28 protein-coding genes and 1 tRNA gene are annotated in these 26189 nt (G+C 66.3%); 14 read left to right on the top strand and 15 right to left on the bottom strand.

Translation table 11 applies throughout. The features are described 5' to 3' along the window. Nucleotides 1-600 (top strand): autotransporter outer membrane beta-barrel domain-containing protein (locus tag AC1DRP_RS17410; protein WP_476769093.1); only part of this gene is annotated, 600 nt, incomplete at its 5' end. 110 nt (nt 601-710) lie between these two features. Here AC1DRP_RS17410 and AC1DRP_RS17415 read toward each other — a convergent pair. Beyond that, nucleotides 711-1484, bottom strand: a complete 774-nt coding sequence (locus AC1DRP_RS17415) for an LssY C-terminal domain-containing protein (RefSeq protein ID WP_476769094.1) — start codon at nt 1482-1484, stop codon at nt 711-713. 253 nt (nt 1485-1737) lie between these two features. Then, nucleotides 1738-2286: a GNAT family N-acetyltransferase gene (locus AC1DRP_RS17420; RefSeq protein WP_476769095.1), complete on the bottom strand. Its 549-nt coding sequence runs from the start codon at nt 2284-2286 to the stop codon at nt 1738-1740. 129 nt (nt 2287-2415) lie between these two features. Between AC1DRP_RS17420 and AC1DRP_RS17425 the strand changes: the two genes are divergently transcribed. Further along, nucleotides 2416-2889, top strand: a complete 474-nt coding sequence (locus AC1DRP_RS17425) for a GNAT family N-acetyltransferase (protein WP_476769096.1) — start codon at nt 2416-2418, stop codon at nt 2887-2889. 234 nt (nt 2890-3123) lie between these two features. Here the strand turns inward: AC1DRP_RS17425 and AC1DRP_RS17430 are convergent, their stop codons facing one another. Beyond that, nucleotides 3124-3465 carry a phasin family protein gene (locus tag AC1DRP_RS17430; RefSeq protein WP_476769097.1) on the bottom strand — a complete coding sequence of 114 codons (342 nt, stop codon included), beginning with the start codon at nt 3463-3465 and terminating at the stop codon, nt 3124-3126. Nucleotides 3466-3538: 73 nt separating this feature from the next. Here AC1DRP_RS17430 and AC1DRP_RS17435 point away from each other — a divergent pair, with 73 nt between their 5' ends. Beyond that, nucleotides 3539-3700 carry a hypothetical protein gene (locus AC1DRP_RS17435; protein WP_476769098.1) on the top strand — a complete coding sequence of 54 codons (162 nt, stop codon included), beginning with the start codon at nt 3539-3541 and terminating at the stop codon, nt 3698-3700. 126 nt (nt 3701-3826) lie between these two features. Then, on the top strand, nt 3827-5488 hold the full coding sequence (locus AC1DRP_RS17440; RefSeq protein ID WP_476769099.1) for an SPOR domain-containing protein: 1662 nt from the start codon (nt 3827-3829) through the stop codon (nt 5486-5488). A gap of 45 nt (nt 5489-5533) precedes the next feature. Here AC1DRP_RS17440 and AC1DRP_RS17445 read toward each other — a convergent pair whose 3' ends face one another. Further along, nucleotides 5534-6247: a J domain-containing protein gene (locus AC1DRP_RS17445; RefSeq protein WP_476769100.1), complete on the bottom strand. Its 714-nt coding sequence runs from the start codon at nt 6245-6247 to the stop codon at nt 5534-5536. Further along, entirely contained in the window at nt 6244-6996 is a 753-nt protein-coding gene (locus AC1DRP_RS17450) for a VWA domain-containing protein (protein ID WP_476769101.1), read from the bottom strand. The genes AC1DRP_RS17445 and AC1DRP_RS17450 overlap by 4 nt, the downstream gene beginning before the upstream one ends. 102 nt (nt 6997-7098) lie before the next feature. On the opposite strand from AC1DRP_RS17450, the gene panC reads away from it, so the two are divergent. Further along, the gene (panC, locus tag AC1DRP_RS17455) at nt 7099-7947 is read left to right on the top strand and encodes a pantoate--beta-alanine ligase (protein WP_476769102.1); all 849 of its coding nucleotides are present in this window, start codon (nt 7099-7101) and stop codon (nt 7945-7947) included. Nucleotides 7948-8013: 66 nt separating this feature from the next. Here the strand turns inward: panC and AC1DRP_RS17460 are convergent, their stop codons facing one another. Continuing rightward, nucleotides 8014-8451 (bottom strand): DUF1489 family protein, encoded by a 438-nt coding sequence (locus AC1DRP_RS17460; protein ID WP_113519247.1) that lies wholly within the window; start codon nt 8449-8451, stop codon nt 8014-8016. A 167-nt stretch (nt 8452-8618) separates the two neighbouring features. On the opposite strand from AC1DRP_RS17460, the gene AC1DRP_RS17465 reads away from it, so the two are divergent. Continuing rightward, nucleotides 8619-9401, top strand: a complete 783-nt coding sequence (locus AC1DRP_RS17465) for an SDR family NAD(P)-dependent oxidoreductase (protein ID WP_441508941.1) — start codon at nt 8619-8621, stop codon at nt 9399-9401. A gap of 6 nt (nt 9402-9407) precedes the next feature. Further along, nucleotides 9408-10247 (top strand): aminoglycoside phosphotransferase family protein, encoded by an 840-nt coding sequence (locus AC1DRP_RS17470; protein WP_476769103.1) that lies wholly within the window; start codon nt 9408-9410, stop codon nt 10245-10247. A gap of 106 nt (nt 10248-10353) precedes the next feature. Here AC1DRP_RS17470 and AC1DRP_RS17475 read toward each other — a convergent pair whose 3' ends face one another. The 5 genes from AC1DRP_RS17475 to AC1DRP_RS17495 form a co-directional block, all read right to left on the bottom strand. After that, nucleotides 10354-12336 (bottom strand): acetyl/propionyl/methylcrotonyl-CoA carboxylase subunit alpha, encoded by a 1983-nt coding sequence (locus AC1DRP_RS17475; protein WP_441493248.1) that lies wholly within the window; start codon nt 12334-12336, stop codon nt 10354-10356. A 199-nt stretch (nt 12337-12535) separates the two neighbouring features. After that, nucleotides 12536-13786: a YeeE/YedE family protein gene (locus AC1DRP_RS17480; protein WP_476769104.1), complete on the bottom strand. Its 1251-nt coding sequence runs from the start codon at nt 13784-13786 to the stop codon at nt 12536-12538. A gap of 40 nt (nt 13787-13826) precedes the next feature. Beyond that, entirely contained in the window at nt 13827-14762 is a 936-nt protein-coding gene (locus tag AC1DRP_RS17485) for a sulfurtransferase (RefSeq protein ID WP_441493250.1), read from the bottom strand. Between the two features lie 161 nt (nt 14763-14923). Beyond that, nucleotides 14924-15598, bottom strand: coding sequence for a cation efflux transmembrane domain-containing protein (locus AC1DRP_RS17490; RefSeq protein WP_476769105.1), 675 nt, complete (start codon nt 15596-15598; stop codon nt 14924-14926). 97 nt (nt 15599-15695) lie between these two features. Beyond that, nucleotides 15696-16457, bottom strand: a complete 762-nt coding sequence (locus AC1DRP_RS17495; protein ID WP_441493252.1) for an SDR family oxidoreductase — start codon at nt 16455-16457, stop codon at nt 15696-15698. 155 nt (nt 16458-16612) lie between these two features. Between AC1DRP_RS17495 and AC1DRP_RS17500 the strand changes: the two genes are divergently transcribed. Further along, the gene (locus AC1DRP_RS17500) at nt 16613-17704 is read left to right on the top strand and encodes a Kelch repeat-containing protein (protein ID WP_476769106.1); all 1092 of its coding nucleotides are present in this window, start codon (nt 16613-16615) and stop codon (nt 17702-17704) included. Between the two features lie 25 nt (nt 17705-17729). Here AC1DRP_RS17500 and AC1DRP_RS17505 read toward each other — a convergent pair whose 3' ends face one another. The 3 genes from AC1DRP_RS17505 to lipB form a co-directional block, all read right to left on the bottom strand. Beyond that, entirely contained in the window at nt 17730-19337 is a 1608-nt protein-coding gene (locus AC1DRP_RS17505) for a carboxyl transferase domain-containing protein (RefSeq protein ID WP_441508471.1), read from the bottom strand. Between the two features lie 106 nt (nt 19338-19443). Then, nucleotides 19444-19626: a hypothetical protein gene (locus AC1DRP_RS17510; RefSeq protein ID WP_113517734.1), complete on the bottom strand. Its 183-nt coding sequence runs from the start codon at nt 19624-19626 to the stop codon at nt 19444-19446. 93 nt (nt 19627-19719) lie between these two features. After that, complete coding sequence (gene lipB / locus AC1DRP_RS17515) at nt 19720-20421, bottom strand: lipoyl(octanoyl) transferase LipB (RefSeq protein ID WP_476769107.1); 702 nt, start codon at nt 20419-20421, stop codon at nt 19720-19722. Between the two features lie 131 nt (nt 20422-20552). On the opposite strand from lipB, the gene AC1DRP_RS17520 reads away from it, so the two are divergent. The 6 genes from AC1DRP_RS17520 to AC1DRP_RS17545 all read left to right on the top strand — a co-directional run bounded on the left by AC1DRP_RS17520 (nt 20553) and on the right by AC1DRP_RS17545 (nt 25785). Then, the gene (locus AC1DRP_RS17520) at nt 20553-20822 is read left to right on the top strand and encodes a FliM/FliN family flagellar motor switch protein (RefSeq protein WP_074471588.1); all 270 of its coding nucleotides are present in this window, start codon (nt 20553-20555) and stop codon (nt 20820-20822) included. A 109-nt stretch (nt 20823-20931) separates the two neighbouring features. Then, nucleotides 20932-21016: transfer RNA gene (locus tag AC1DRP_RS17525), tRNA-Leu, on the top strand. Between the two features lie 174 nt (nt 21017-21190). Next, nucleotides 21191-22597 (top strand): magnesium transporter, encoded by a 1407-nt coding sequence (mgtE, locus tag AC1DRP_RS17530; protein ID WP_441493256.1) that lies wholly within the window; start codon nt 21191-21193, stop codon nt 22595-22597. Between the two features lie 77 nt (nt 22598-22674). Next, a complete protein-coding gene (locus AC1DRP_RS17535) occupies nt 22675-23607 on the top strand; it encodes a glycoside hydrolase family 25 protein (protein WP_441493257.1) in 933 nt (310 codons plus the stop codon). A gap of 108 nt (nt 23608-23715) precedes the next feature. After that, a complete protein-coding gene (locus AC1DRP_RS17540; protein ID WP_441508473.1) occupies nt 23716-24684 on the top strand; it encodes a glycoside hydrolase family 25 protein in 969 nt (322 codons plus the stop codon). A gap of 105 nt (nt 24685-24789) precedes the next feature. Further along, complete coding sequence (locus AC1DRP_RS17545) at nt 24790-25785, top strand: CorA family divalent cation transporter (RefSeq protein WP_441508474.1); 996 nt, start codon at nt 24790-24792, stop codon at nt 25783-25785. Here the strand turns inward: AC1DRP_RS17545 and AC1DRP_RS17550 are convergent. After that, nucleotides 25710-26189, bottom strand: a 480-nt coding sequence (locus tag AC1DRP_RS17550) for a cation diffusion facilitator family transporter (protein ID WP_476769108.1), incomplete at its 5' end; no start/stop codon positions are given. The genes AC1DRP_RS17545 and AC1DRP_RS17550 overlap by 76 nt on opposite strands.

Consider the following 26189-nt stretch of genomic DNA (forward strand, 5'->3'; position numbering starts at 1 on the left):
CTCTATGGCGGCATGCGTTTCGGGGCGGTCTCGCTGCGGGCCGGCGCGGCCTATGCGTGGAGTGATCTCGACGTAACGCGCCGGGTGACACTGCCCGGCATCTCCGATGTGCTGCGCTTCGATGGCCGCAGCGCGACCGCACAGGCCTTCGCCGAGATCGGCTACGCCCTGCCCTACGGGCCGGTCTCGTTCGAGCCCTTCGCGCAGATCGCAGCCGTCACGGTCCGCACCAGCCGCGACGCCGAGACAGGTGGCCCGACCGCACTGCAGGTACTCGGCCGGGATCAGCACCTCGGCTTCTCGACGCTCGGGCTGCGGGCCGAGATGCAGCTCGGCGCGACGCCGCTGCTGGCCCGCGGCATGCTCGGTTGGCGCCATGCCTTCGGCGACACCACCCCCGCGGCCAAGCTTGTCTTCATCGGTGCCGCAACACCGTTTCAGACTTACGCCGCCCCGCTTGCCCGCAACGCCCTGGTGGCCGAGGCCGGCCTCGCCTGGCGCGCAACCGCCACCGCCACGCTCGGCGTCAGCTACAGCGCCGCACTGGGCGACAACGCCCGCGATCATGCGCTCAAGGGCAGGCTCGACGTCAGGTTCTGACAGGCGCAAGCTTTGAAGTGCGCGGCTCCGCGACGGAGCAGCCGCGCATTGCAACCGGCGCAGCACATCGCCGGGACAGGATGGTGCGCCTCTCCCGACACGAAGCCTTGTCAATCAGCAAGGAGGCGAGACCCCAGAGAGAATGCGGCATCCTTCAGCTGTATCAGGGGAGGTGGCGCCGTGATCTCGGCAGGCTTGGCTGCCTCGCTACCAGCGGTGACGAGGCGGGCTATCCAAATCTCGCCATCCGAATAATAGGGGTCGCCCTCAGCGTTGCGGCCAGTCAGCGTCGGGCCAATGCCCTTCATCTGATCGATGCCGACCACCATGCGAGCTCTGTTCAGCCCCTCGATCAGCCTGTTGCGCTCTTCGTCGATAGCGGGGGCAATGCGGTGTGTAACCTGTCCGGTGTCGCGGCTGAGCGTGACCCCGCTGTCAAATGTTGCCGAGCCGAGCCAGACAGGACGCGTATCAGTTCCGTTTGCAAGCGTCTGCCAGAGCCGCACGTGCTCACGGCGATCGGCACTGCCGCCCGCCGGCTTTTCAAATGCCAGGTCCTCGCGTCGTCCTTCGAAGTAGAGAGGGCTGACCGGCGCGGTCTTGTAGGGCCTGTCGAGCAGGACGCTCCCGATGATTTCCAGGCTGGTCCGCAGGGTGACCGGATCGGCGGGATACCAACCGGCCGCATGAAACGCACGCACGACATCGTCACGCGTTCCGATCAGGCCGACATTGATCGGATCGCCCGGGATGCCCTGCGCATTCGCGGTCAACATCGTCCGTGTTGACAGCTCCGGCTCTCGCTCGATGCGCGTCCAGACCGCGGGCAGAATGAGATAGCTGACGCCGAGATAGAGAATGAGGGTCGCAGCAAGGAGCTTCACAGCTCGCCGCTTCCTTCGCCTCTCCGTCGTCGGTTCGGTCATAGGGGCACCGGACATCGTCTCGGCCTGGATTTCCAGGTCATCATCCGACGGTTCATGACCGGAGGGAAGAATGATACGAAAGCCGGGCTGGGATTGTTGACTGGGATCAGGGAGCCCGAACCGGATCGGCGACGATTACGCCCTGCTTGACGACAAGGTCGACATGGCTCTTCGCTTCGGCCGCCATCCCCAATCACGGCGGTCGAGGGCGCTAGGAAGCCGTTGCAGCTTCGCCGAAGGTCAGTGAATACCGGACAGCGGGCTTTGCCGAATGCGGCGCGGCCCCCCGCTGCTTCAATCCAATCTTCTCCGCAACCCGCAGGGAACCGAGATTCTCGCGGTCGATCTCCGCAACGACCTCCGAGAGCTTCAGCACCTCGAAGGCGTGGGTCAGAACGGGTCGCGCGGCTTCCGTGGCCAATCCTTGACCCCAGAACCGCTGGCGAAGCCGCCAGCCAATCTCGATGTCCGGTCCGACTGCGTCGACGGGAATCAAGAGCACCCATCCGACGAAAACGGCAGGCTCCTGGCGCAGCACGATCGTCCAGTAGCCCATGCCTGGCAGCCACGGGCCGGACGTCCGATTCTCGATGAATTCCCGGTGGGCGGATGGGTCGGACCATGGACCGCTGACGAAGCGGGTGACCTCCGGCTCACGATCCATGCAGAGGCAATCATTGGTGTCGGCCAGCGTACGCGGACGAAGCAAGAGTCGTTCGGTCTCGAAGGTGTTGCAGGCACCGGCGCCGGTAACGATCATGTCGTGAGGCATCCCGCAGTCCGGTTCCGTACATTGGCCGCCCGCGTGGCCAGCGTAACTTCGCCTTCTCCCATAGCGCGACCGCCTTTGGCTTGCCATTGCGAACTGCCCCTTGGAAAAGCCGGTGCGATGATGACGACGACTGACCAGACCATCGAGATTACGGCGCTGAGCGAACGGCCACATTTCCGCGAGGCGGTGTCCGACCGGATCTGGAAGGCATGGTGGCGCGACGAGGGATACCTCCTCGAGCAGATCGACGACCGCGTTCGGCAAAGCCTCGGACCCGAAATCATCCCGGCTGCGCTTGTCGCTGCCGCGGGCGAACGGTTTCTCGGAACGGTGTCGTTGATCGACAACGATATGGACGAACGGCCCGGGTACAGCCCCTGGATTGCGGCGCTGTGGGTCGATCCCGCGCAGCGCCGCCGGGGCGTAGGAGCGGCACTGGTGCGGGCCGCGGCGGCAAGGGCTTTCGAGGCGGGCTTTCCAACGGTCTATCTCTGCGCGACGCCTGACAACACGCCCTTCTACTTTCCCCTGGGCTGGCAACAGATCGAGGCGAATGTCGCGGGCCTGAACATCCTCTCGCACTCTCGATAAGGCGCGGGCGCCAAGGCCCTCTCCCCTTCGGAGGTTGGTCGCGCTCAGAGGCGATCTGCCTGATCTGCACTCAAAGCGGGACTCCATCAGGCGTGCTCCCGTCCCGTCCAGCGAGATCGGGAGCTTTCGCGCCTCCGCAAAGAAAAAGCCCGACCAGATGGCCGGGCTTTCCGAAACTCAACGCTATCTGCCCGCAGCGCGCCGCTATGAGGCGGCGCGGCAGCAGGCCCGGTATCACTTAGCGGTCGGGGTGACCTTGGMGACGATGCCTTCGAACGGCTTGTAGGCGTCCTTGGCCAGGGCGCTGTAGAGCTCGCCCATCTTGGTCATCTGGGCAACGGCGCCCTCGAACGAGGTCTTGATGAAGTCGGCCTGGATCTCAAGCGCCTTGTCGAGCGTCTTGACGCCAGCCAGCTTCTCGATGGCGGCAGTGCCGGCCTCGAAGGACTTCTTGGCATAGTCGGTGGCTTCGACGGCAATGGTCTGCACGCCCTTCGAGGTGACGCCGAAGGCCTTCAGAGCCGCATCAACGTTATCCTTGGAAGCCTTCTGGATCGTCTCGAACTGCTGGATCATTCTTCCCACAACGCGTTAGCGTTGCCTCCTTGCTGGCGAGCCCGTAGGCCCTGTTTCCACGCCCCAAGGCCTGATGAAACTGTTCACCACCGGGGACTTCCTGTATATTGTGCAGCGCAACATAAAAGTCAAGGCCGCGCTGCAATGCATCAAACGCTGGGTAATGCCATTCCGCCCGGAGCCCATCCGGGAGCGGGATCGGATCACGATCTTTCGCCGTTTAACGGCTCCGTAACCCCATCATCCTAACCTTCCCAACTGTGTCCTTCGCGCCACGTCGCCAGACGCCGCGGAGACCGGGGAACAGTAGTACTGGGTTGAGGCGGGTTGCATGAGTTCTGGTAGCGTAGGTTCCCGGCGCGTGCGTCTTCGCGCACTTGTCGGACTGATCGGTGTTGTCGCCGTCGCGCTCAGCGTGGCCGCGTCCCCTGCCGAGGCCGCACGCAAGAAGCGGCGCCATGTGGGCGGTGGCTATACGCCGCCCTATGCGGCGATGGTCGTCGACGTGAAGAGCGGTCGCACGCTGCACGCGGCGAATGAGGATGCCCCGCGCATCCCCGCCTCCCTCACCAAGGTCATGACGCTCTATCTGCTGTTCGAGCAGCTCGAGCGCGGCCGCTTCAACATGAACTCCGAGCTGACGGTCTCGTCCTACGCGGCGCGTCAGGCGCCTTCCAAGATCGGCTTCGCGCCCGGCGAGACGATCGAGGTGCGCGACGCGATCATGGCGCTGATCACCAAATCGGCCAATGACGTCGCCATGGCGGTCGCGGAGAATGTCGGCGGCTCCGAGGACGAATTCGCACGGATGATGACGGCGCGCGCCCGCTCGCTCGGCATGAGCCGGACCAGCTTCTACAACCCGCATGGCCTGCCGCATAATCCGCCGAACCTGACGACGGCGCGCGACCTCACCATTCTCGCCCGCGCGATCCAGGAACGCTTCCCGCGCTATTACCCGATGTTCTCGACCCGCGTGTTCAACTATGCGGGCGGCGCCTATCGCAACCACAACAAGCTGCTCGGCCGCGTCGAGGGCGTGGACGGCATCAAGACCGGCTACACCAACGCTTCGGGCTTCAACCTGATGACATCGGCCAAGTCGGATGGTCGCCAGATCGTCTCGGTCGTGCTCGGCGGCCGTTCGGGCGCCAGCCGCGACAAGATCATGGCCGACCTGGTCGCCGCCAATCTGCCGCGCGCCGCGGCCGGCGGACGGTCCGCCCCGATGGTCGCCGAGGCCGAGCCGGCGCAGGAGCGTCCGCATCAGGCGACCCAGGTTGCCGCGGCTCCCGTCCAGCATGCGGCCGCCAGCGAGCCCGCGCCAAGGCCGGTGCCGCGTCCGCGCGTCGAGAGCGAGCCGGAAGTCCCGGCGGCTGCCCGCGCCTATGCCGCGACCACCACCACACCGATCGCGCCGCCGCGCCCGATCAATCTCGGCGCTCAGCCGCTGCCGCTCTCCGGCATGCGTCCGGTCACCGCGACGACCACACCCTCGGCCATGCGCTGGTCGATCGGCGCCCCGCCGGTCGACGGCAAGATCCTGCGCCCCCCGGCGAATGTCGATGTCACCTCGTCGATTGCAAAGGTTGCCGAACCTGAAGAAAAGCCCGTCGCCCGGGCTCCCGAGCCCGCCAAGGTCGAACTGCGCCAGCCTGAAGTCGCCCCGGCCATCGCCCAGGCCAAGGCTCCCTCTGCCGGCACCACGACGCTCGCCAAGGCCCAGGACAGCAACAAGGCGAGCGATGCACGCAGCGGTTCAACCGCGATCCCATCCGGCAAATGGGTGATCCAGCTCGGCGCCACCGATGACGAAGCCAAGGCCAAGGATATCCTGGCCAAGGCCCGCGCCAAGGCCGCAGGCCCGCTCGCCGAGGCATCCCCCTTCACCGAGAAGGTCGAGAAGGGCGGCACCACGCTCTTCCGCGCCCGCTTCGCCGGCTTCGAGGATCCGAAGGACGCTCAGAACGCCTGCGCCAAGCTCAAGCGCGACGGCTTCTCCTGCTTCGCGATCCGCGGCTGAACGAACTGGGAAAGGACCTCAGCCATGTCGTTCCAGCCCGGAATCTCACTTCAGCAGAGCATCCTTGGCCTGATTGACGCGAGCAGCAAGCCCGCTGGTGCCTCCGGCGTCCGGGTGGATCCGCTTCATCAGGGCTCGATGGGCCTCGCGGACCGCCTCCTCGCCCGCCCCAGGCTGAAGCCCCAGGATCTCGTAGGCCTCCTGTTGCGTCATCGCGCCCGGGCGCGTCGCGCCGCCCTGCCCCGCGTCGCGGTGACCATCAGCGTGTTCACGCCAGCCGGGCGTCCGGCGGTCGAGATAAGCCTCTAGCAGCCGCGCTCCCTCCGGGTCCCCCGCCAGGCAGTCCCGCATCAGACGGGCGATCTCGTCGAGGCTCAGCGCATCGAGATCGCGGCCGGCGAAAGCGCCGGCCTTGACCTTACCGGTCATGCCGCCGCTATCATGGTCGAGTTCCATCTCCAGCAATGTCGACGAGACACGCGAGCGCGCGCCCGGTGTCTCCCGGGCCCCGCCGCTCCAGGGAAAGCGCATTCCGCCGGGCCCATAGGCACTCCAGCCGAGCAGCCAGGCTCCGATACCGCCGACGAAGATCGCCATGTCGAGCCGGCCTCGCAGCATCATGAGAGCCGCCACGCCAAGCGAGAGAACGCCACCCAGCGTCTTCAGCGCCTTCGCCAGCAGTTGCGGATTGGCCCCGGTGAAGAGCTTCGAAACCCACCAGAGCAGGATCACGACGGCGATGCCGTAGAGCAGCGTCACCGACGGCCTCCATCCATGGCGGCGAGCAGGCCCTTCACGGCGGGGCTCGCACCGGCAAGCTTCAGCATCGCTTCGCGTCCTCCGCTGGCATAGGCGGCAGCGCCGCGCAGCAGATCGAGCAGCGAGCCCGGCGCAGTCGCGTCGAAACGCGCATAGGCGCCACCGGTCAGCCGCGCGATGGAGGCGAAGGCAGCGCTTGCCGCAGGATCGCCCCCCTCCTGGAACATGAAGCCGCGAATGCCGCGCAGGCCGAGTTCGCCGGCAAGGGTGGCGAGCGTGTCGACATCCTCCTCCATCGCATCGCCGACGAAGACGAAGGCGCGCACCGGCACTACCCTGGCCTCGTCGCGGACGTGCCTGAGCACACGCGAGATCTGGGTCTGCCCGCCTTCGCAGGCAATTTGCGTCATCAGCCCGGTCAGGCGGCGCGGTTCGCCGATCCAGCCCGAGGCGCGGCATTCGGCAAAGCCGCGGAAATAGACGAGTTGCACAGCGAGCCCGCCGGAGCCGGCCGCGACCTCGAACATTCTTGCCTGCAGGGAGCAGGCGAGGTCCCAGGTCGGCTGACGGCTCATCGTGGCGTCGAGCGCGAAGACGAGCCGACCGGCCTGCCCGGTCGCAAGCGGTGCGAGCTGCTTGGCGGCGCCGAGGAACCTGTCGATCTCTCCCGGCGCGGAATGGCCGGCCTGTGGCGCATTGGGCGAAACGCCCGCCGCCTTGCCTACAGCCTTGTCGGTCTCTCGCGTCATCAGGGTCCCGGGCGCATCACGCTGCCAAACTCGAATCCAAACCTGATATTGGCCATCGCTCCGGCATTTGCTACCCGTCTCCGGCCGATGGAGAGAGAACCGATGACGCAGGTGGCGGTGGTGGAGACGGTCCGGGACCTGCGCCGGGCGGTGGCGGGCTGGCACGCAGCGGGCGAAAGGATCGCCTTGGTGCCGACCATGGGCGCCCTGCATGAGGGCCATATCGCGCTGGTGAAGCTGGCGCAGCAGCATGCGCGCCGCGTTGTCGTCTCGATCTTCGTCAATCCGACCCAGTTCGCCCCGCACGAAGACTTCAAGAAATATCCCCGCACATTCGACACCGACCGCAGCCTGCTGGAAGCGGCGCAGGCGGACGCGATCTTCTTCCCCTCGGTCGAGGAGATGTACCCGGCGGGCTTCGCCAGCCGCGTGCTGCTGCTCGGCCCGGCCGCCGTCGGCCTCGACGATCGCTTCCGCCCGACGCATTTCGAGGGTGTCGCAACGATTTGCTGCAAGCTGTTCACCCAGAGCCGGGCTGATTGCGCCGTCTTCGGCGAGAAGGACTACCAGCAGCTCAAGGTGGTGACGCGGATGGCGGCGGACCTCGATCTCGGCATCGAGATCATCCCCGCGCCGACCCATCGCGAGCCGGATGGCCTCGCGATGTCCTCACGCAACCGCTACCTCTCCCCTGAGGAACGCGCGCTGGCGCCCGTGCTCCACCATGTCATGCAAAACCTTGCCATGCGCATCCGCAACGAGGACCCGCTCTTCCAGGCGGTCGGCCAGGCGCAAAGCGAGATCATCACCGCCGGGTTCGAGCTCGACTATCTCGAGGCCCGCCACGCCGAGACGCTGGCCCCGGTCACCGGCCTGGCCGACGGCCCGATCAGGCTGCTGGTGGCGGCGCGCCTCGGCGGAACGAGGCTGATCGACAATATTTCCGTGTGACGGGCTAACCCGGACCCCGAGCAGCCCTTGGGGGCGCAGCCGGCCGCTCCGCGAGAGAACGCCAGCCTAGAGCAGTCCCAACCCAGCCAGTTCGCGCCGCATCTCTTCGGGCATCTCGGCAAGGTCGCCGCCATGCTGGCCGATGTCACGCGGGGCGTCCTTGGGCTGCAGGTAGCGCCAGCCCTGGAAGGGACGGAACGGCCGGGGCTCGACCGGGATCACCACCGGCTCCATCACCAGATGGCAGCGCCCGATCCCCTCGCCATCGGTAAAAGGCCGGATATCCGTCAGTCGCTGGCGCGCCGAGATCTGCCCCTTGATCACCCAGTAGAGCGAGCCGCCATCGACGATCTCCTCGATGCGCTTGGGCACCATGCGGGTGGTATGGGTCTGCTCTTCCCGGCGGCCGAGCCGGCGCATCAACGCCATCTGCTCCTCGACCCATTCCTCGAGATCGCGAATGGATTCGGCGCCGACGCAGAGTTTGAGCATGTGCAAGGCCATGGCCGCATATTAATCCCCCCTGGCGAACCGGGCCAGCGTTGCCGGAGTTTCTCCACAGAGGCTGGATCGCCCGCTCTCAGCCGTCTCCGGGCTCTGCTTGCGCTGACCCGGGATGACGACAGCCGAGAGACGCGATACCTCAGTACCGGGAGAAGGAGACCCAGAACATGCGTGGACTTGCCGGCAAGGCTATTCTCGTTACCGGAAGCACATCGGGCATCGGCTATGCGATGGCTGAGCGTCTCGTCGCCGAAGGCGCCAAAGTCCTGGTTCATGGCCAGGACGACGCACATGTGGCGGCCGCCTGCGCCAAGCTCGGAGCCTCCACGCAAGGCGCGGCTGGCGACCTCGCCGAGCCCGCCACCGCCCAGGTGCTCGTCGACGCCACCGTCGGGGCCTTTGGCCGCATCGACGGGCTGGTCAACAATGCCGGCATCTATCCACGCGGCGTCATCGGCGAGACCACGGCCGCCTTCTTCGACCATGTCTTCGCGATCAATACCCGCGCCCCGCTTCTGTGCGCCGAGGCGGCGATCGCCGCCTTCCGCCTGCAGAAATCCGGAGGCGCCATCGTCACTGTCGGTTCGATCAACGCGCTCTGCGGCCAGAGCGACCTGACGGTCTATTCCATGTCGAAGGGCGCATTGACGACGATGACGCGTAATCTCGCCGATGCGCTCGGGCAGGAACGCATCCGGGTCAACGCATTGAATGTTGGCTGGACCTTTACGGCGAACGAGGACGCGACCCAGCAGCGCGAGGGGCGCGAGCCGGGCTGGCAGAACCATGTTTCGCCGGTCTTCGCCCCGACGGGCCGGATCATGCAGCCCGACGAGATCGCCGCCCACACAGCGTTCTGGCTCTCCGACGACAGCGCGCCGGTCTCCGGCCAGATCTACGAGGTCGAGCAATATCCGCTGATCGGCCGCAACCGCACGCAGACGACCTGAGAGACCATGCCGGACTATGACTTCGCGCCCCATCTCGCACGCTGGGGCCTGGTGCCCGACGGCGTGCCGATCGTCACCCATAGCAGCCACCTTCTCCCTGTCAGGCATCGCGGCGCACCCGCCATGCTGAAGCTGCCGGAGGCGCCCGACGAGCGCCTCGGTTATTTGCCGCTGGAATACTGGGCTGGCGAGGGGGCGGCACGGCTGCTCGCCCGCAGCCCGACCGGCGACGCCATGCTGCTCGAACGCGCGACCGGCCAACGTTCGCTTTCGGCCATGGCTCGCAACAGCGCCGCTGCCGACGACGAGGCGACGGCGATCCTGTGCGAAGCGATCGCGGGATTGCACAAACCGCGCGGCCCGGCACCGGCCGGCCTCATTCCGCTCGAAACCTGGTTTGCCGACCTGTTTCCGATGGCCTCGCAGCKGGGCGGCATCCTGGCGCGCTCTGCTGCGGCGGCGACCGAATTGCTCCCGGCGCAGCGCGAGATCGTGCCGCTGCATGCCGATCTCCACCACGACAACGTGCTCGATTTCGAGTCGCGCGGCTGGCTCGCCATCGACCCGAAATGTGTGCTCGGCGACCGCGCCTTCGAGTACACGATCCTGTTCTGCGATCCCGATCTCTCGGACCCCGATCCGCCTGTCGCCATCGTCCCGGGGCGTTTCGAGCGTCGGCTGGAGATCGTTCTGGAGAAATCGGGGCTGGAACGCCGCCGCCTGCTGAGCTGGCTCCTGGCCTGGTGCGGATTGTCGGCCGCCTGGTTCCTCGGCGACGACGACCCGCTTGCAGAGATCAATCTTGCCGTCGCGGAAAAGGCTGCGGCGCTCCTCGATGAAACCTAGAGCCGGCCCAATTCTCGGCTGGCACAAGGCTATCCCGCTGAAGCGCGGCGGTGGCATCAACGATGGCGGGCCAGCAACGCTGGGATAACCGAAATCAGTTGGAGCCCTACTCTCCCAGCACCACGACCTTGGCGCCCTCGGCCACCTGTGCCCCCGGCTGACCGGCAACTTCAGTCACGGTGCCGTCGCGCGGAGCCGTCAGCACATGCTCCATCTTCATCGCCTCGACGATCGCGAGCCGCTGGCCCTTGGTGACCAGCTCGCCGGGCTGGACGAAGAGCGCGATCAGCTTGCCATGCATCGGCGCCTTGATGACGCCCCCAGACCCCGCGGCGGCGTCGAGATCGACCGCAAACGGATCGTAGAGCGAAACCGTCGTCTGCCGCCCGCGGTGCAGCGCGAACCAGACGCCCCGCTCGGCCTGCGCCAGCGTGATCTCGTGCTCGCCCTCATCGATCTCATGGCCAGGCAGGCTGACGCGCGCACCGTCTTCATGCCACTCGATCCGGGCATCGATCCGTTCGCCGTCGACTGAGAGCGGCAGGCCAAGCGGCTGGCGCGGCATCAGCGAGAAGGCATCGGGAACGACCCAGGGCGAAAGCGCCCCGCCCTCATGCGCCGCCGCTGCAACGAGGCCGGCCTCCTGGCGCTGCTCCTCGAGCTGCAGCGCGGCAGCAGCTACCGCAGCGGCATCAAGCGGCTGCGGCACGGCACCCAGCGCATCGAGATTACGATCGATGAAACCGGTATCGAATGGCCCCTGCCGGAAGCCCTCGGCCTCCGCGAGATGCTTGAGGAAGGCAAGGTTGGTGCGCGGCCCGGCGACGATCGTTTCGCCCAGCGCCTGCGCCAGTCGGTCGAGCGCCTCATTGCGATCGGCGCCATGGGCGATGACCTTGGCAATCATCGGATCGTAGAACGGCGTCACCGTGTCGCCGGCCTCGACGCCCGTATCGATGCGGATGCCTTCCCCCTCGGTGAACTGCAGCGCCCAGAGCTTGCCGGTCGACGGCAGGAACCCCTTTTCGGGATCCTCGGCATAGAGCCGCGCTTCGACGGCATGCCCATTCGCCTGCACATCGGACTGGGTGAAGCCGAGCGGCTCGCCGGCCGCCACCTTGAGCTGGAGCTCGACCAGATCGAGCCCCGTGATCGCCTCCGTGACCGGGTGCTCGACCTGCAGGCGCGTATTCATTTCCATGAAATAGAAGCGGTCGGCCCTCAGGCCTTCCCGCCCATCCGCAATGAACTCGACCGTGCCGGCGCCGACATAACCGACAGCGCGCGCCGCCTCGGTGGCTGCCTTGCCCATCGCCGCCCGGACCTCGGCGCTCATGCCCGGAGCCGGGGCCTCCTCGATCACCTTCTGGTGCCGGCGCTGCAGTGAGCAATCGCGTTCGTAGAGGTGGACGACATTGCCATGACTGTCGCCAAAGACCTGAATTTCGACATGGCGCGGCGAGAGCACGTATTTCTCCACCAGCACGCGGGCATCGCCGAAGGCGCTCTTGCCTTCACGCTGGGCGCTGGAGAGCGCGTCGGCGAAATCCTCTGGCCGATCGACCTTTTTCATGCCTTTGCCGCCGCCACCCGCGACCGCCTTGATCAGCACGGGATAGCCGATCACTTCGGCTTGCCCCGCGAGGAAGCCGACATCCTGTTCGGCGCCGTGATAGCCCGGGACCACCGGCACCTTCGCCTTCTCGACCAGCGCCTTGGCTGCATCCTTCAAGCCCATGGCGCGAATGGCCGAGGCCGGCGGACCGACGAAGACGATGCCGGCAGCGGTGCAGGCATCGGCGAAATCGGCATTCTCGGAGAGGAAGCCGTAGCCCGGATGGATGCAGGCAGCATTCGCCTGCCTGGCAACGGCCAGGATCTTCTCGGCGTCGAGATAGCTTTCGCGGGCCGGCGCAGGACCGATCCGATAGGCCTCGTCCGCCATCTCTACGAAGAGTGCATCCTCATCGGCGTCGGAATGGACCGCGATGGTGCGCAGGCCCAGGCGCCTGGCTGTCCGGATGACGCGGCAAGCGATCTCGCCGCGATTGGCGATCAGGATGGAAGGCAGTTTCTCGGCGATCGTCATGGGCCGCGTCCTTTGAACGTCTGCCCCGTTATAGCAATCCGCACGGCGATGTCTGCGCGCCATTGCGCATCTGCGGATGCGCGGCTCGTCGCGCGTACGCCTCCTCCCCGCTTTGGGAGGAGGCGCAGCCGACTGACCGATCGCGAGGCAACAGAGCAGCCCTTTCGATAGCTTCGTTGCGCTCCAAGGGAAGACCCGCCTAACTCAGCACTCCGAGTCGGCGGCCGAGTTTCAGCGTGACCGTAGCTCCGACCAGCAGCGCCACACCAAAGATCCAGCCGGAGACTGCGCCTGCCGATACGCCCGAGAGCAGCGTGCCGACCGTGCAGCCAAGCCCGACCAGTGTTCCCCAACCGAGGAGCACGCCACCCAGAATCCCACGCAGGATCTGTGGCGGACGCGGCAGGCTCGGCCTGAACTCGCCCGAAGCGAGCGCAGCGCAGAAGGACGCCAGCACAAGGCCGATGACGAACAGACCGTTCGGCGTCAGCAAGGCGTCACGGATCACCGTGGCGCAGCCGCGAAAGCTGTCGAGGCCTTCCAGCCGCTCCGGCAGCAGGTCGAAAGCGTTCGCCACCTGCCGTGAGCGCGAGCCGAGTTCGGCCGTGACGCCGAGCGGGCTCAGCCGCAGATAGGCTGCTATGCCGACGAGGCCGAGGAAGAGACCGCCGAGCCAGGACGGCCAGCGCGCGACGAAGACCTGATGCAAAGGGGCTTGTGACTCCGCTTCGGTCCCGCCGATCGGCCGCCCTACCCGCAACAGCACGAGCGCCAGCGCGGCCAGCGCGCCAAGGCCACCGAGCAGCGCGCCGGCATAGCCGAGATGGCGCGGCAGCCAGAGCACCGCGGATTCCGAGATGCTGAGCAGGTAGAGTTCGTTCCAGCTCAGGAAACCGAGCCCGAAGCCAAGCCCGGCCCCGATCAGCGCGAAGGGCGCGGTCGGCGAGCCTTCGCCCAGTCTGTACCAATGGGCACTGATGCAGGAGCCGGAGATCGCCATGCCGGCGCCGAAAGCCAGGCCCGCCAGAACCAGTACAGGACCGACCGGACCGATATGGGCCGTCGGCGGCAGCCGTGCCCCCGACGGGTCGGGCAGCCAGGCTCCGAAGATCAGGGTATAGCCGACGATGCCGACCGCAAGCGCAGTCAGGATACCGAGCAGACCGCGCGGGTCGCGCCGGTCGAGCCAGTCCCGCCAGATGCAGAGGAAGCAGAAGCGGGAGCGCTGCAGCACGAAACCGAAGACCGCGCCGAGGATCAGCGAGAGCTGCAGTTGCGGTGCCGGGTCGCCATGGGTTCCGACGAGATGGATCGCCCCGGCGAGCACCAGGACGACGGCCGTCGCGGCCACGAAGCGCGCAGGCGGGAACTGCAGCTCATCGGCAGCAATCCCGCCCGAGGCGGCTTCGCGCGCCCGCTGATAATYGAGCGCGCCAGTGTCGTCGGACATGCTCATGGATGCTGCCCGGGCAGACTCGCCAGCCTGGCGCTCACTTGCCGCTCCAGACCGTGCCCGCCGGGTTATTGATCGGCAGGCCGACGACATTGCCGTACTCAGTCCAGGAACCGTCATAATTGGCGACCTGGTAGCCAAGCAGGCGCGACAGGATGAACCAGCTATGGCTCGATCGCTCGCCGATCCGGCAGGTCGTGATGATCGGCTTCGAGCCGTCGATGCCGATCTCGGCATAGAGCTTCCTCAGCTCCTCGACCGGCTTGATCGTGCCATCAGCCTGGTTGACTGCGCGTGCCCAGGGCAGGTTGACGGAGCCTGGGATATGGCCGGCGCGGAGCGCCAGTTCCTGGAACCCAGCCGGTGCGATGATCTTGCCCGAGAACTCGTCGGGCGAGCGGATGTCGAGGATGCGGGCATCGGACTTCCTTTCGACGACATTCACGACATCCGTCAGCCGCGCGCGCAGCGTGCGGTTGGGTTGGGAGACGGTGAAGCCCGACGCCTTGACCGGTGCCGGACTGGTCGCGACCGGGCGCTTCTCCAGCTCCCATTTCTTGCGGCCACCATCGAGCAGCTTCACGTTGTCGCGCAGGCCGTAGATGTCGAACACCCAGGCGCCCCAGGCGGCGAACCAGTTGTTGCTGTCGCCGTAGAGAACGACCGTCGTATCCTTGTCGAGGCCGAGCTTGCGGGCCAGCGCCTGGAATTTCTCAGGTGTCGCGATATCCCGTGACACGGTCTCGACCAGATCGGTGTGCCAGACGACGTTCTGCGCCCCCGGGATATGGCCGCGTTCATAGAGCCCAGGCTCGACGCTGACCTCGACGATCCGAAGCGTCGGATTCGCGAGGTTCTGCTCGAGCCATTCGGTCGTCACCAGCGGACCGCCATTCGCCCAGGCAGCCCCGATCGATGCGAGCCCCCCCAGCACCGAACCGAGCACCCATCCCAGTCGCGTCTTCCCAGCCATATCGCCTCAACTCCGTCCATTTGATCGAGAAATCGGGAGGGAGATCGTCGCCGCCAGGGCCGCRCAAGAACAGCCGAACAGGATTTTTTTGTTTGCCGGGTGCGGACAAGAACCGTCCCCCGGCGCCTGCCGTAGGGGAAGATCCTTCCGAAAGGCCCGTGTCAGGCTTCCGCTGGGAGGGTTTTGTCCTGCGGCACCCGGGCAGCTTTCCAGATCGCCCAGGTCGCCTGGAAGCAGATGCCGACCACGATGAGGTCGAACAGATATTCCGGCCAGCGCACCGGGGCGACGCGGGCGACGAGACCAAGCAGCGCAAAGCCGGTGGTCGAGATCACGTCGTTGCGGCTGGAGAGCCAGGTCGCCTTGATCACCGGATTGGTCTCGCGGCGGAAGCGCCAGAGCAGCGCGACGATCAGGATGGCGATGACGATCGCGCTCGCCGCGGAGAAGCCGAGCGTCCAGATCTCGATCGGCCTTGGGCTGACAATCTTGTCCCAGAGGTCGTAGAGCGTGTGGATACCGGCGACCGCCATGACCGCCCCGATACCGAGCGCGGCCCAGCGCTCGGCCCGCTCGTCACGGCCGAAGACCAGCGCGGCGATGCCGTAGAGCAGGACGTCGTAGACCCAGTCGACGCCGTCCTTGAGCAGTTGGGCGTTGCCGATGCCGTGCGCCCAGAGCACGACATGGGCGGCGAACAGGAAAATGCCGAGCGCGATGCCCCAGATGGTCAGGCGATAGGCGCGGGCCATGCGTGCCTGCGCCTTGCTGTCATGGCCGGGCCCGCCCCGACCTTCCATGTCTTCAAACGGCGTGTTCGTCTCGAACGCGGACATGCAAGGCGCTCCTCAAGGCCGGCATCCCACTGTCCTGCAACGAGCTGGCGACGCAAGGCGTCATGACCGGGACAGGCCCAGCCGTGACGCCGAGAGATCAGCCGCGCCCGACCAGCGGCGCCTTGGTCGCCATCACGGTGACGAACAGCACATTGGCCTCGATCGGCAGGCTCGCCATGTGCAGAACCGTGGAGGCGACATGCGCCACGTCCATCACCGCCTCAACCTTGATCGAGCCGTCGGCCTGCGGCACGCCGGTCGTCATCTTCTGCGCCATCTCGGTCAGTGCATTGCCGATATCGACCTGGCCGACCGCGATGTCGTATTTGCGGCCGTCGAGCGATGCGGTCTTGGTCAGGCCGCTGATCGCGTGCTTGGTCGCGGTATAGGCGGCCGAGTTCGGGCGCGGCACCTGCGCCGAGATCGAGCCGTTGTTGATGATGCGACCGCCGCGCGGGCTCTGGTCCTTCATCTGCTTGAAGGCCTCCTGCGTGCAGAGGAACGGCCCGGTCAGGTTGGTGTCGACCACCGCCTGCCACTGCTCCAGCGAGAGATCCTCGAGCAGGATTCCGCCCGGTGCATTGACGCCGGCATTGTTGAACAGCACGTCGAGGCGGCCAAAAGTCTCCTTCGTCCTGGCAAAGAGGTTCTTCACGGAAGCCTGGTCGGTCACATCGGTCGAGACGGCGAGCGCCTGCGCGGCCGGGGCGCCCGAGAGCTTGATCGTCTCCTCCAGCGCGTCCACCCGACGCCCGGCGAGGACCGTGCGATACCCGTCCTTGAGGAAGGCGATCGCGACGGCGCGGCCGACGCCCGAACCCGCACCGGTGATGATGGCGACCTTGTTGTGCCCAGACATGCGTATCCTCGCGTTTCCCGTGATTTCAACCGTTTCAGGCGGCCGGACCATAACAGCGTATGCAGTATGCGGAACAGGGTTTGGCGCAAGCCCGTCCCCGCCCTTTCGCTTGCCAAGGCCCGCGGCTGACATAGTCTTGTAGCGAGGGAGGATGCATGATGACCAGCCTGAGCCGCCGCCGTTTCATCGCCACCGGAGCGGCAACGCTTGCAACTGCCCCCGCACTKGCCCAGCAGCCGGGCCACGAGCACCATGGCGGCGCCTATGAGCGGCTGAACCAGCCCGGCCGCATCGACCGGCCGGAACTTGCAAAGACGCAGAACGTCTTCGATTCCCCTGCCCCGAAGGCCGCCAACCCCGGCCGCTGGCAGGCGAAGGCGCCGCTGCCGATGCCGCGCTCGGAAATGGCCTGGGCGACGGCGCATGAGGGCAAGATGCACATCGTCGGGGGGTATGCCGAGCAGCGCGTCGAYCGCCCCTATCACCATGTCTACGAGGCAGCCTCCGACCGCTGGAGCGATGCCGCTCCGTTGCCGCTAGGCGCCAACCATGTCGGCGTCGCCTTCCTGGACGGAAAGCTCTACGCGATCGGCGGCTTCCTGGAGCAGAATCGCAAGCCGCATCCGCGCTGCTTCGTCTATGATCCGGCGAGAGACAGATGGGCCGAGATCAGGTCCCTGCCGCGCCCCGTCGGCTCGGCGGCGATTGTTGGCCTGGGCGGTCGGTTGCATGTCATTGGCGGCGCCATCGGCGAGACGACCGACACCAAGAAGTCGATCGACTGGCACCTGACCTACGATCCCAAGGCCGACAACTGGGAGAACCGCGCGCCGTTGCCGACCGCCCGCGACCACACCGGCACGCTCGCCATCGCGCCCCTGATCCATGTCATCGGCGGCCGCGTCGACTCCTTCCACACCAATTCGAACCTGCACCACGCCTATGACCCGGCGACCGACAAATGGACGCCGCGCAATCCGCTGCCAACAGCCCGCTCCGGCCACGGCGCGGTGCTCTACCGCGGAAAGGTCTTCGTCATGGGCGGCGAAGGCACCAACCGCGTCTTCGGCCAGATGGAGGCCTATGACCCCGTTGGCGATGCCTGGGAGCAATACGCTCCAATGCCAACGCCCCGCCACGGGCTCGGCGCTGCACTGGTCGGAGACGCCATCCATGTCGCCGGCGGCGGCCCGATCATGGGCGGCGGCGTCCAGAGCGCCGTGCACGAGGCATTTGTGCTGGGCTGAGCCCCTGGCGGCCAGCGCTCCCGCCTCACATCCGGAAGACGCCGAAGCGGGTCTCCGGCACTTCGGCATTGAGACAGGCGGAGAAGGCCAGCGCCAGCACGCGGCGCGTCTCGGAGGGAAGGATGATGCCATCGTCCCAGAGCCGCGCGGTGGCGTGATAGGGCGAGCCCTCATCCTCGTATTTCGCGCGGATCGGGGCCTTGAAGGCCTCTTCCTCCTCGGCCGACCAGGACTTGCCCTCAGCCTCGATATTGTCGCGGCGGACGGTCGCGAGCACGCTCGCCGCCTGCTCGCCGCCCATCACCGAGATACGGGAGTTGGGCCAGGTGAACAGGAAACGCGGTGAATAGGCGCGCCCGCACATGCCGTAATTGCCGGCGCCGAAGGAGCCGCCAACCAGTACGGTGATCTTCGGCACGCGGGCCGAGGCGACTGCCGTGACCAGCTTGGCGCCGTCCTTGGCAATGCCGCGCGTCTCGACATCGCGGCCGACCATGAAGCCGGTGATGTTCTGCAGGAAGAGCAGCGGAATGCGACGCTGGCAGCAGAGCTCGATGAAATGCGCGCCCTTCAGCGCGCTCTCCGAGAACAGGATGCCATTATTGGCGATGATGCCGACCGGCATGCCGTGGATGCGGGCAAAACCGGTGACCAGCGTCGTGCCGTAGAGTCGCTTGAACTCGTCAAATTCGGAGCCGTCGACGAGCCGGGCGATGACCTCGCGGATGTCGTATTGCTTCTTCAGGTCGGTCGGCACCACGGCCTCGAGCTCGGCGGGGTCGTAGAGTGGCTCCCTCGGCTCGGCGATGTCGATATCGGGACGCTTGACGCTGTTCAGGTTGGCAGCGATGCGGCGCGCAATCGCGAGCGCATGGGTGTCGTCGCCGGCATAATGGTCGGCGACGCCGGACAGCCTCGCATGGACATCGGCGCCGCCAAGGTCCTCGGCCGAGACAACCTCGCCGGTCGCCGCCTTCACCAGCGGCGGGCCACCCAGGAAGATCGTGCCCTGCCGGCGCACGATCACCGTCTCGTCCGACATCGCCGGCACATAGGCGCCGCCGGCCGTGCAGGAGCCCATGACGACGGCGATCTGCGGAATCCCCTCCGCCGAGAGCGTCGCCTGATTGTAGAAGATCCGGCCGAAATGCTCGCGATCGGGGAAGACATCGGTCTGGTGTGGCAGGTTGGCACCGCCGGAATCGACGAGGTAGACGCAAGGCAGCCGGTTCTCGCGTGCGATCTCCTGCGCCCGCAGATGCTTCTTCACCGTCATCGGGTAATAGGTGCCACCCTTGATGGTGGCGTCGTTGCAGACGACCATCACCTCGCGGCCGGCAACGCGACCGATCCCGGCGATCATGCCTGCGCCGTGGATCTCCTTGTCATACATCTCGAAGGCGGCCAGCGCCCCGATCTCGAGGAAGGGCGAGCCCGGATCGAGCAGGCGCAGCACCCGCTCCCGCGGCAGCAGTTTTCCACGAGCGGTATGGCGCTCCCGCGACTTGGCATTGCCGCCGAGCGCAGCGGCCGCGCGGTGCCGGGCCAGCTCGGCACGCAGGCCGTCCCAGGCCTCGGCGTTGGCGCGCGTCTCGGCCGAGTTGAGATCGACCTTGCTCTCGATGACCGCCACGGCACGCTCCCTTAAGCGAAGAAGTCCTCGCCGGGTTATGGCGCGCCACGCGAAAAACGCCAACCGGCGCGGATGCGCAGGGGCGCGAGCGCAAATCCGCCCGCTCTCAGCGCGCCACCGCAGGGGCAGCCACGGCGCCGATCGCGCCCCCCGCAACCGCTCCGATCGGCCCGCCGATAAGGGCCCCCGTGCCGGCGCCCGCAGCCGCGCCGGCGATGATCTTGTCGTTGGTGGTGCAGGCACCCAGCACGACCGCGCAGGCGGCCGCGAACATCACTGTCCGGATCATCTTCGTCCCCGTTTCCGATTCATCCCACCGCGGGAGGTTGGCCGGCTTTGGTCAACGGATGGTGAACGAAGGATGAAGAGCCTTAGTCGAGGCTCAGGCGAGAACGGTTGCCCCGAAGATCCTCTCGAACTCGGCACGCAGCATCGAATCGACCTCCGGAAGCGTCACCGGCAACCCGAGATCGACCAGCGAGGTCACGCCCTGGTCACTGACGCCGCAGGGCACGATTCCCCCGAAATGCGACAGCTCCGGCTCGACATTCAGCGAGATGCCGTGGAACGAAACCCAGCGCCGGACGCGGATGCCGATGGCGGCGATCTTGTCCTCGCTATCCGCTCCTTTCTCGGGCCGGCGCACCCAGACGCCGACACGGTCCTCGCGCCGCTCGCCGCGGACATTGAAGCGCTCAAGCGTGCCGATCAGCCAGGCTTCGAGGGCGGCAACGAATCGCCGGAGGTCGGGATCGCGACGCTTCAGGTCGAGCATGACATAGGCCACCCGCTGGCCGGGACCGTGATAAGTGAACTGCCCGCCCCTGCCGCTCTGATGCACCGGAAAGCGTTCGGGCTCGATCAGATCGGCCTCGCGGGCCGAGGTGCCGGCGGTATAGAGCGGCGGATGCTCGATGAGCCAGACGCGCTCGCGGGCCTTGCCGTCCGCGATCAGCGCCGCGYGCGCGTCCATCTCGGCGACAGCTTCGTCATAGCCGACAAGCCCCCCGGCATGGACCCATTCGACGGGCTCGGAGCCCGGCTGCGGCAGGAATGAAACCGCAAGCGTCTCACGTGTCTTCACGGTGCATTAACTCTGTTTGTTCAACGATCGCTAACCGGCTACCGCCTGTCGCCGGCAGGCTCATGCGCCGAAGCCGGCCGGCAGGCAAGTTTCGTTGGTTGAATTCGCAAGTAGGGTTTCGGAGGCAGGACTTGAAGGCCGATCTCGATCTCGTTTCGGTAGAGCTCACCGTGGTTCTGGGCTCGACTCAGATGCCGATCTACAAATTGCTGCGCATGGGCCGCGGTGCGATCATCGAGCTCAACGCCACCGAGAACGACGAAGTCCAGATTCTCGCCAACAATCACCCGTTCGCCCGCGGCAACGTCGTGGTCAGCGGTTCGCGCATCTCTGTCGAGATCACCGAGCTCCTGAAGCGCCCCACGGTCTTCAGCGCGCAGACCATTGCCGAGGCCGCCTGAAAAGGATTTCAAAGTTTTCCACACAACGAGCTTGTCGCGGCGGATTCGATTTGTTAGACCCGCGCCGCTCCGGAGTTCACCGCCTCACCGCGGTTTTCTCTTAGCCGCTGCGGTCATGGCGGAATTGGTAGACGCACTACCTTGAGGTGGTAGCGGGGAGACCCGTGGAGGTTCGAGTCCTCTTGACCGCACCAAATTCAGGCTGATGCCTTGAAACGGCGACCCTCGCGGGTCGCCGTTTTGGTTTTCGGCCCTGCCGGCCATGAAACGTGAGGTCGCCGCGGCGCGTTGCCAGCACAGTCCACGGCTGACACAAGAGGCCCTTCCCTCGAATCCAAGCCCTTTCCTCAAATCGTGGAGTCGGACCGATGGTCGAAGCCGAAAACGCTCCCGACGAATCCGCCACCCGCAGGATTCGCGACGAGGATGGCGCGATTGATCCCGCGCTGGTCGAACAGGTCTCGCAGGCCGTCCTGCTCTCGGACGTCACGACGTTGCGCGGCATCGTTGCCGACATGCACGAGGCCGATCTCGGCGCATTGCTGGAAGCCCTCGACGCCGACGAACGCCCGCGCCTGATCTCGCTGCTCGGCTCCTATTTCGACTTCACGGCGCTGACCGAAGTCGACGACACCGTTCGCGAGGAAATTCTCGAAGAGCTCTCGGCCGAGACCGTCGCGGAAGGCGTACGCGAACTCGACACTGACGACGCGGTCTACATTCTCGAGGACCTCAACGAGGCGGACAAGCAGGAGGTCCTCGACAAGCTCACGCCCTCCGAGCGCATCGCCCTGCAGCAGGGCCTGGATTATCCCGAGGACACGGCCGGCCGGCGCATGCAGAGCGAGGTCATCGCCGTGCCGCCCTTCTGGACCGTCGGCCAGACCATCGACTTCCTGCGCGACACCGCAGACCTGCCCGACCGATTCTTCGAAATATTCGTGGCCGACCCGGCCCATCATTTCGTCGGCACGGTGCGGCTGGACCGACTGCTGCGCAACCGGCGCCCCGTGGTGATTTCGCAGCTGCTGGAAGAGGACCGGCGGGTCGTCGAGGCGACCGACGAACTCGAGGACGTGGCGCGGCTGTTCCAGCGCTACAATCTTGTTGCGGCACCGGTGATCGATGCGACCGGTCGTCTCGTCGGCGTGCTGACCATCGACGATATCGTCGACGTCATCGAGGAAGCCGCGGACGAGGATGTGAAACAGCTCGGCGGCGTCAATCCCGACGAAGAGCTCTCGGACCCGGTCCGGAAGATCATCTGGAGCCGCTTCAGCTGGCTCTTCGTCAACCTGATGACCTCGTTTCTCGCCGCCGCGGTGATGAGCCTGTTTGAGAATCAGCTCGCAAAAGTCGTGGCGCTGGCGATCCTGGCGCCGATCGTAGCGAGCCAGGGCGGCAACGCCGCCACTCAAACCATGACGGTCGCTGTCCGCGCCCTGGCCACGCAGGAGCTTGGCGCCTGGAATCTGCGGCGCTTCTTCACCCGCGAACTGGTCGTCGGCCTCGTGAATGGCTTCGGCTTTGCCGTGATCACCGGYGCCATCGCCGCCGCCTGGTTCGGGAGCGCGGGCCTCGGCGCCGTCATCGCGATCGCGATGGTCGTCACCCTGATCTCGGCCGCCATTGCCGGCGTCCTCATTCCACTGGCACTCGACAAACTCGACATCGATCCGGCGATTGCGTCCGGAACCTTCGTCACGACGGTCACCGACGTGGTCGGCTTCTTCGCCTTTCTGGGGATCGCCACACTTCTGCTCGGCCTGGGGTGACGAAAGCAAAAACTTCGGTAACGTAAACCGGGCGTCAAGTTTTCTCCGCAATTCTCCGCGAGATGATCGCCCGTCGCATGTCCCGCCTCCGTTCAGCCCCATTTCTCGCCGTCGCCGTCGCCGCGCTCGCGGTCCTTGGCGGCTGCGTGGCGTTCGAGGGCCGATATCCGCAGAAGGGCGATGCCCGGCCGCATCCCGGCGTCGCGAGCGCCCTGAACTATGCCGTCCAGGGCATCGATATCTCGCGCTGGCAAGGCGAGATCGACTGGGCCGCGGTCAAGGGCGCCGGCACCCGCTTCGTCTACATGAAGGCGACGGAGGGCGGCGACCACATCGACCCCTCCTTTCTGCGCAACTGGGAAGGCGCGCGCCGGGCCGGCGTGCCGCGCGGAGCCTACCACTTCGTCTTCTGGTGCCGCCCCGCCCATGAGCAGGCAGTCTGGTTCAAGCAGCATATCCCGAACGACCCCGGCGCCTTGCCGCCGGTGCTCGATGTCGAGTGGAATGGCCATTCCAAGACCTGCCCGCAGAAGATCGACCGCTCGCTGGCACTGGAGAAGATCCAGCTGATGCTGACCGAGCTCGAGCAGCTCACCGGCAAGAAGCCGATCATCTATACCGACATCACCTTCCATAAGGACGTGCTGGAAGGGCAGTTCAACGAATATCCCTACTGGATCCGCTCGACGGCAGCGAAGCCCGAGACACGCTACGAGAACCGCCCCTGGGCCTTCTGGCAATTCACCACGACCGGCCGCGTGCCGGGCATCAGGGGCGATGTCGACCGCAACGCGTTCTTCGGCGACGAAGAGCAGTTCATCGGCTGGATCAACGGCGAGTTCGACATCGGCCGGAGGCAGTGGACCAAGCGGCGCGCCTCTCCGGCGCAACCCAGCCCCAGCATCGTCAATGATCCGGAATTCGAGCCTCCGGTCAGCCAGGCTCCGCCCGCCCCGGTCATACCCGGCGCGCTGCAGCCGGTGCCGTCCTCGCTGCAGATCGGCGGATAGCGGGCGCGCCGGTTAACCAACCCTGAAATCATCCGCTCGCATCCGAGCGAACGCTTACCGCGCCTTAACCACGACTGCCGCACCACTGTTTGCATGCAGGAGGGGCGGATGCCGGCGCGTATGAAGACCGATTACAAGGGACTGCGGTGCTTTCTTGCAGTTCTCGGCCTTGCACTCGGCTGCTCCGGCCCTGCCCTCGCGCTCTATCCCAAGAAGGGCGACGCCTCGCCCCATCACGGCGTCCGCGATGCACGCCGCCAGGCTATCCAGGGCATCGACATTTCGCGCTGGCAGGGCGAGATCGACTGGGCCAAGGTCAAGGATGCCGGCACCCGCTTTGCCTTCATCAAGGCGACCGAGGGCGGCGACCACCTCGACCCCAATTTCCGCAAGAACTGGGAGGGGGCGAAGAAGGCCGGCGTAGCGCGCGGTGCCTACCATTTCGTCTATTGGTGCCGCCCGGCCAAGGATCAGGTGCGCTGGTTCAAGCGGCATATCCCGAAGGACCCGGATGCCCTGCCGCCTGTGCTCGATGTCGAATGGAACGGCGAGTCGGAGAGCTGCGGCAAGAAGATCCCGCGCGAGAAGGCGCTGGCCAAGATCAGCGAGATGCTGAAGGGCCTGCAGGAACACACTGGCAAGAAGCCGATCATCTATACCGACATCACCTTCCACGAGGATGTGCTGGAAGGCGAGTTCAACGATCATCCCTACTGGCTGCGCTCAACCGCGGCCCCACTGCGCCATCGCTATGAGCGTAGCAAATGGGAATTCTGGCAGTTCACCACCACAGGACGCGTGCCCGGCATAACCGGCGATGTCGACCGCAACGCGTTCTTCGGGTCCGAGCGGGAATTCGCAGCCTGGCGCGAGGGCCGTTTCGACATCGGCGCCCGGAAGTGGCGGGGTGGCGAGCCGAAGGTTGCCGGCAACCGCGCACCTGCGACATCGGCCGGCTCCAAGGCGCCGCAGGCTGCCGGAGGCGCGACGCTCAAGATGCTGCCTCCCGCGCGCGTCCCGGGCAAGGCGACCGCCAACCGTGATCCACAAGTGACCGGCTCTCTCGCCCGCGATTGACTTTGCGGCACCCGCTGCGCTGTCACGAAGCTGTCATGAGACGCGCGCCCTGATCCCGGGCAGCGCAACCTCTGATGAGAAATCGCCCGCCAGGGCGTGGCCGGAATGCTCCATGATCTGCAATCCCGGGCCGGGTTCGTCTGGGTCTACCATTTTGATTCCGACGGCCGTGCGCATCTCCTTCCTCGCCGCGAGATGCCCGACCTTGCCCTCCCCGAGGCCGAGTTCGTCTGGATCCATCTCGATCTCGTGCATGGCCGMGCCAAGCAATGGGTCGCCGATTGCACCGCTCTGCCCGCCGAGGCGCAGACCCTGTTCCTGACCCAGGACGATCACCAGCGCCTCCATCACAATCGTGACTTCGCCTGGGGCATTACCTTCGACCAGATCCGCGAGGTCGACAGCCCCGCCGACGAGATGGGCATGCTGCACTGGATCATCGCCGACCGGTTTCTGCTGACAGGTCGGAGACAGGCCATGCAGGCAACGCGCCTGACGCGCGACGCCTTGGAGGCCGGCTACCGGGCGAGCTCGCCGGTGATGCTGTTCGAGCGCATCATCGAGTTCGTCATCGAGGATGTGGCCGAAGCGGTGATGCAGCTGACAGAGGACACCGACTCGATCGAGGACCATGTCATCGACGAGCGCGTCAGCGACGAGGCGCGCCGGTTAGGGTTGATCCGCCGGCGGACGGTGAGGCTGCACCGCCAGCTCAACGGCCTGCACCAGCTCTTCCGTCGCTTCTCCGAAAATGCCTCGACACGGGCTGCGCCGGAGACCGTGAAGAGCGCCGCCAGCCGCCTGCTGCAGCGCGTCGACACCATGCTGACCGACGTCCAGATCGTGCAGCAGCGCGCCCGCCTGCTGCAGGACGAGATTGCCTCGCGCCTGACCGCCCAGACCAACAGCCATCTCTATGTGCTCTCGATCCTGACCGCGACGCTGATGCCGGCGACGCTGATCACCGGCCTGTTCGGCGTCAACACCAAGGGCCTGCCCTTCCTCGAGAACGAATGGGGCTTTGTCTATGTCGTGATCCTGTGCGCCCTGGCAGCGCTCAGCGTGTATCTACTGCTCAAGCGCCGCGACATGATCCACTGAGCCCGGGCGGGCTCCTGATGCATCACAGCGCGGCGATGCGCGGGTTCCTCGACGGTGACATGGGACAGCATCGGCAACCCGGCGAGCAGTGCCTTGTAGGCTGCGGGCGGCTTCGGATCAGTGGCCACGACCGAGACGATCGCCGAGCAATGCCCTGGCCCAACCTGCCAGAGATGCAGGTCGGCAACCTCTGCGCCCTCGGCGGTGAGTCGCGCCTCGATGCCGGCGGCGAGAGCCTTGTCGGGCACAGTATCGAGCAGCACCGCTCCCGAGGCGCGCAGCAATCCGAACGACCAATGCGCGATCACCAGCGCGCCGACGATGCCCACCGCCGGGTCGAGCCAGACCCAGCCATAGAGGCTGCCGCCGAGCAGCGCGACGATGGCAAGCACGGAGGTGAAGGC

It is taken from the genome of Allobosea sp. 01N443 (assembly GCF_056399325.1).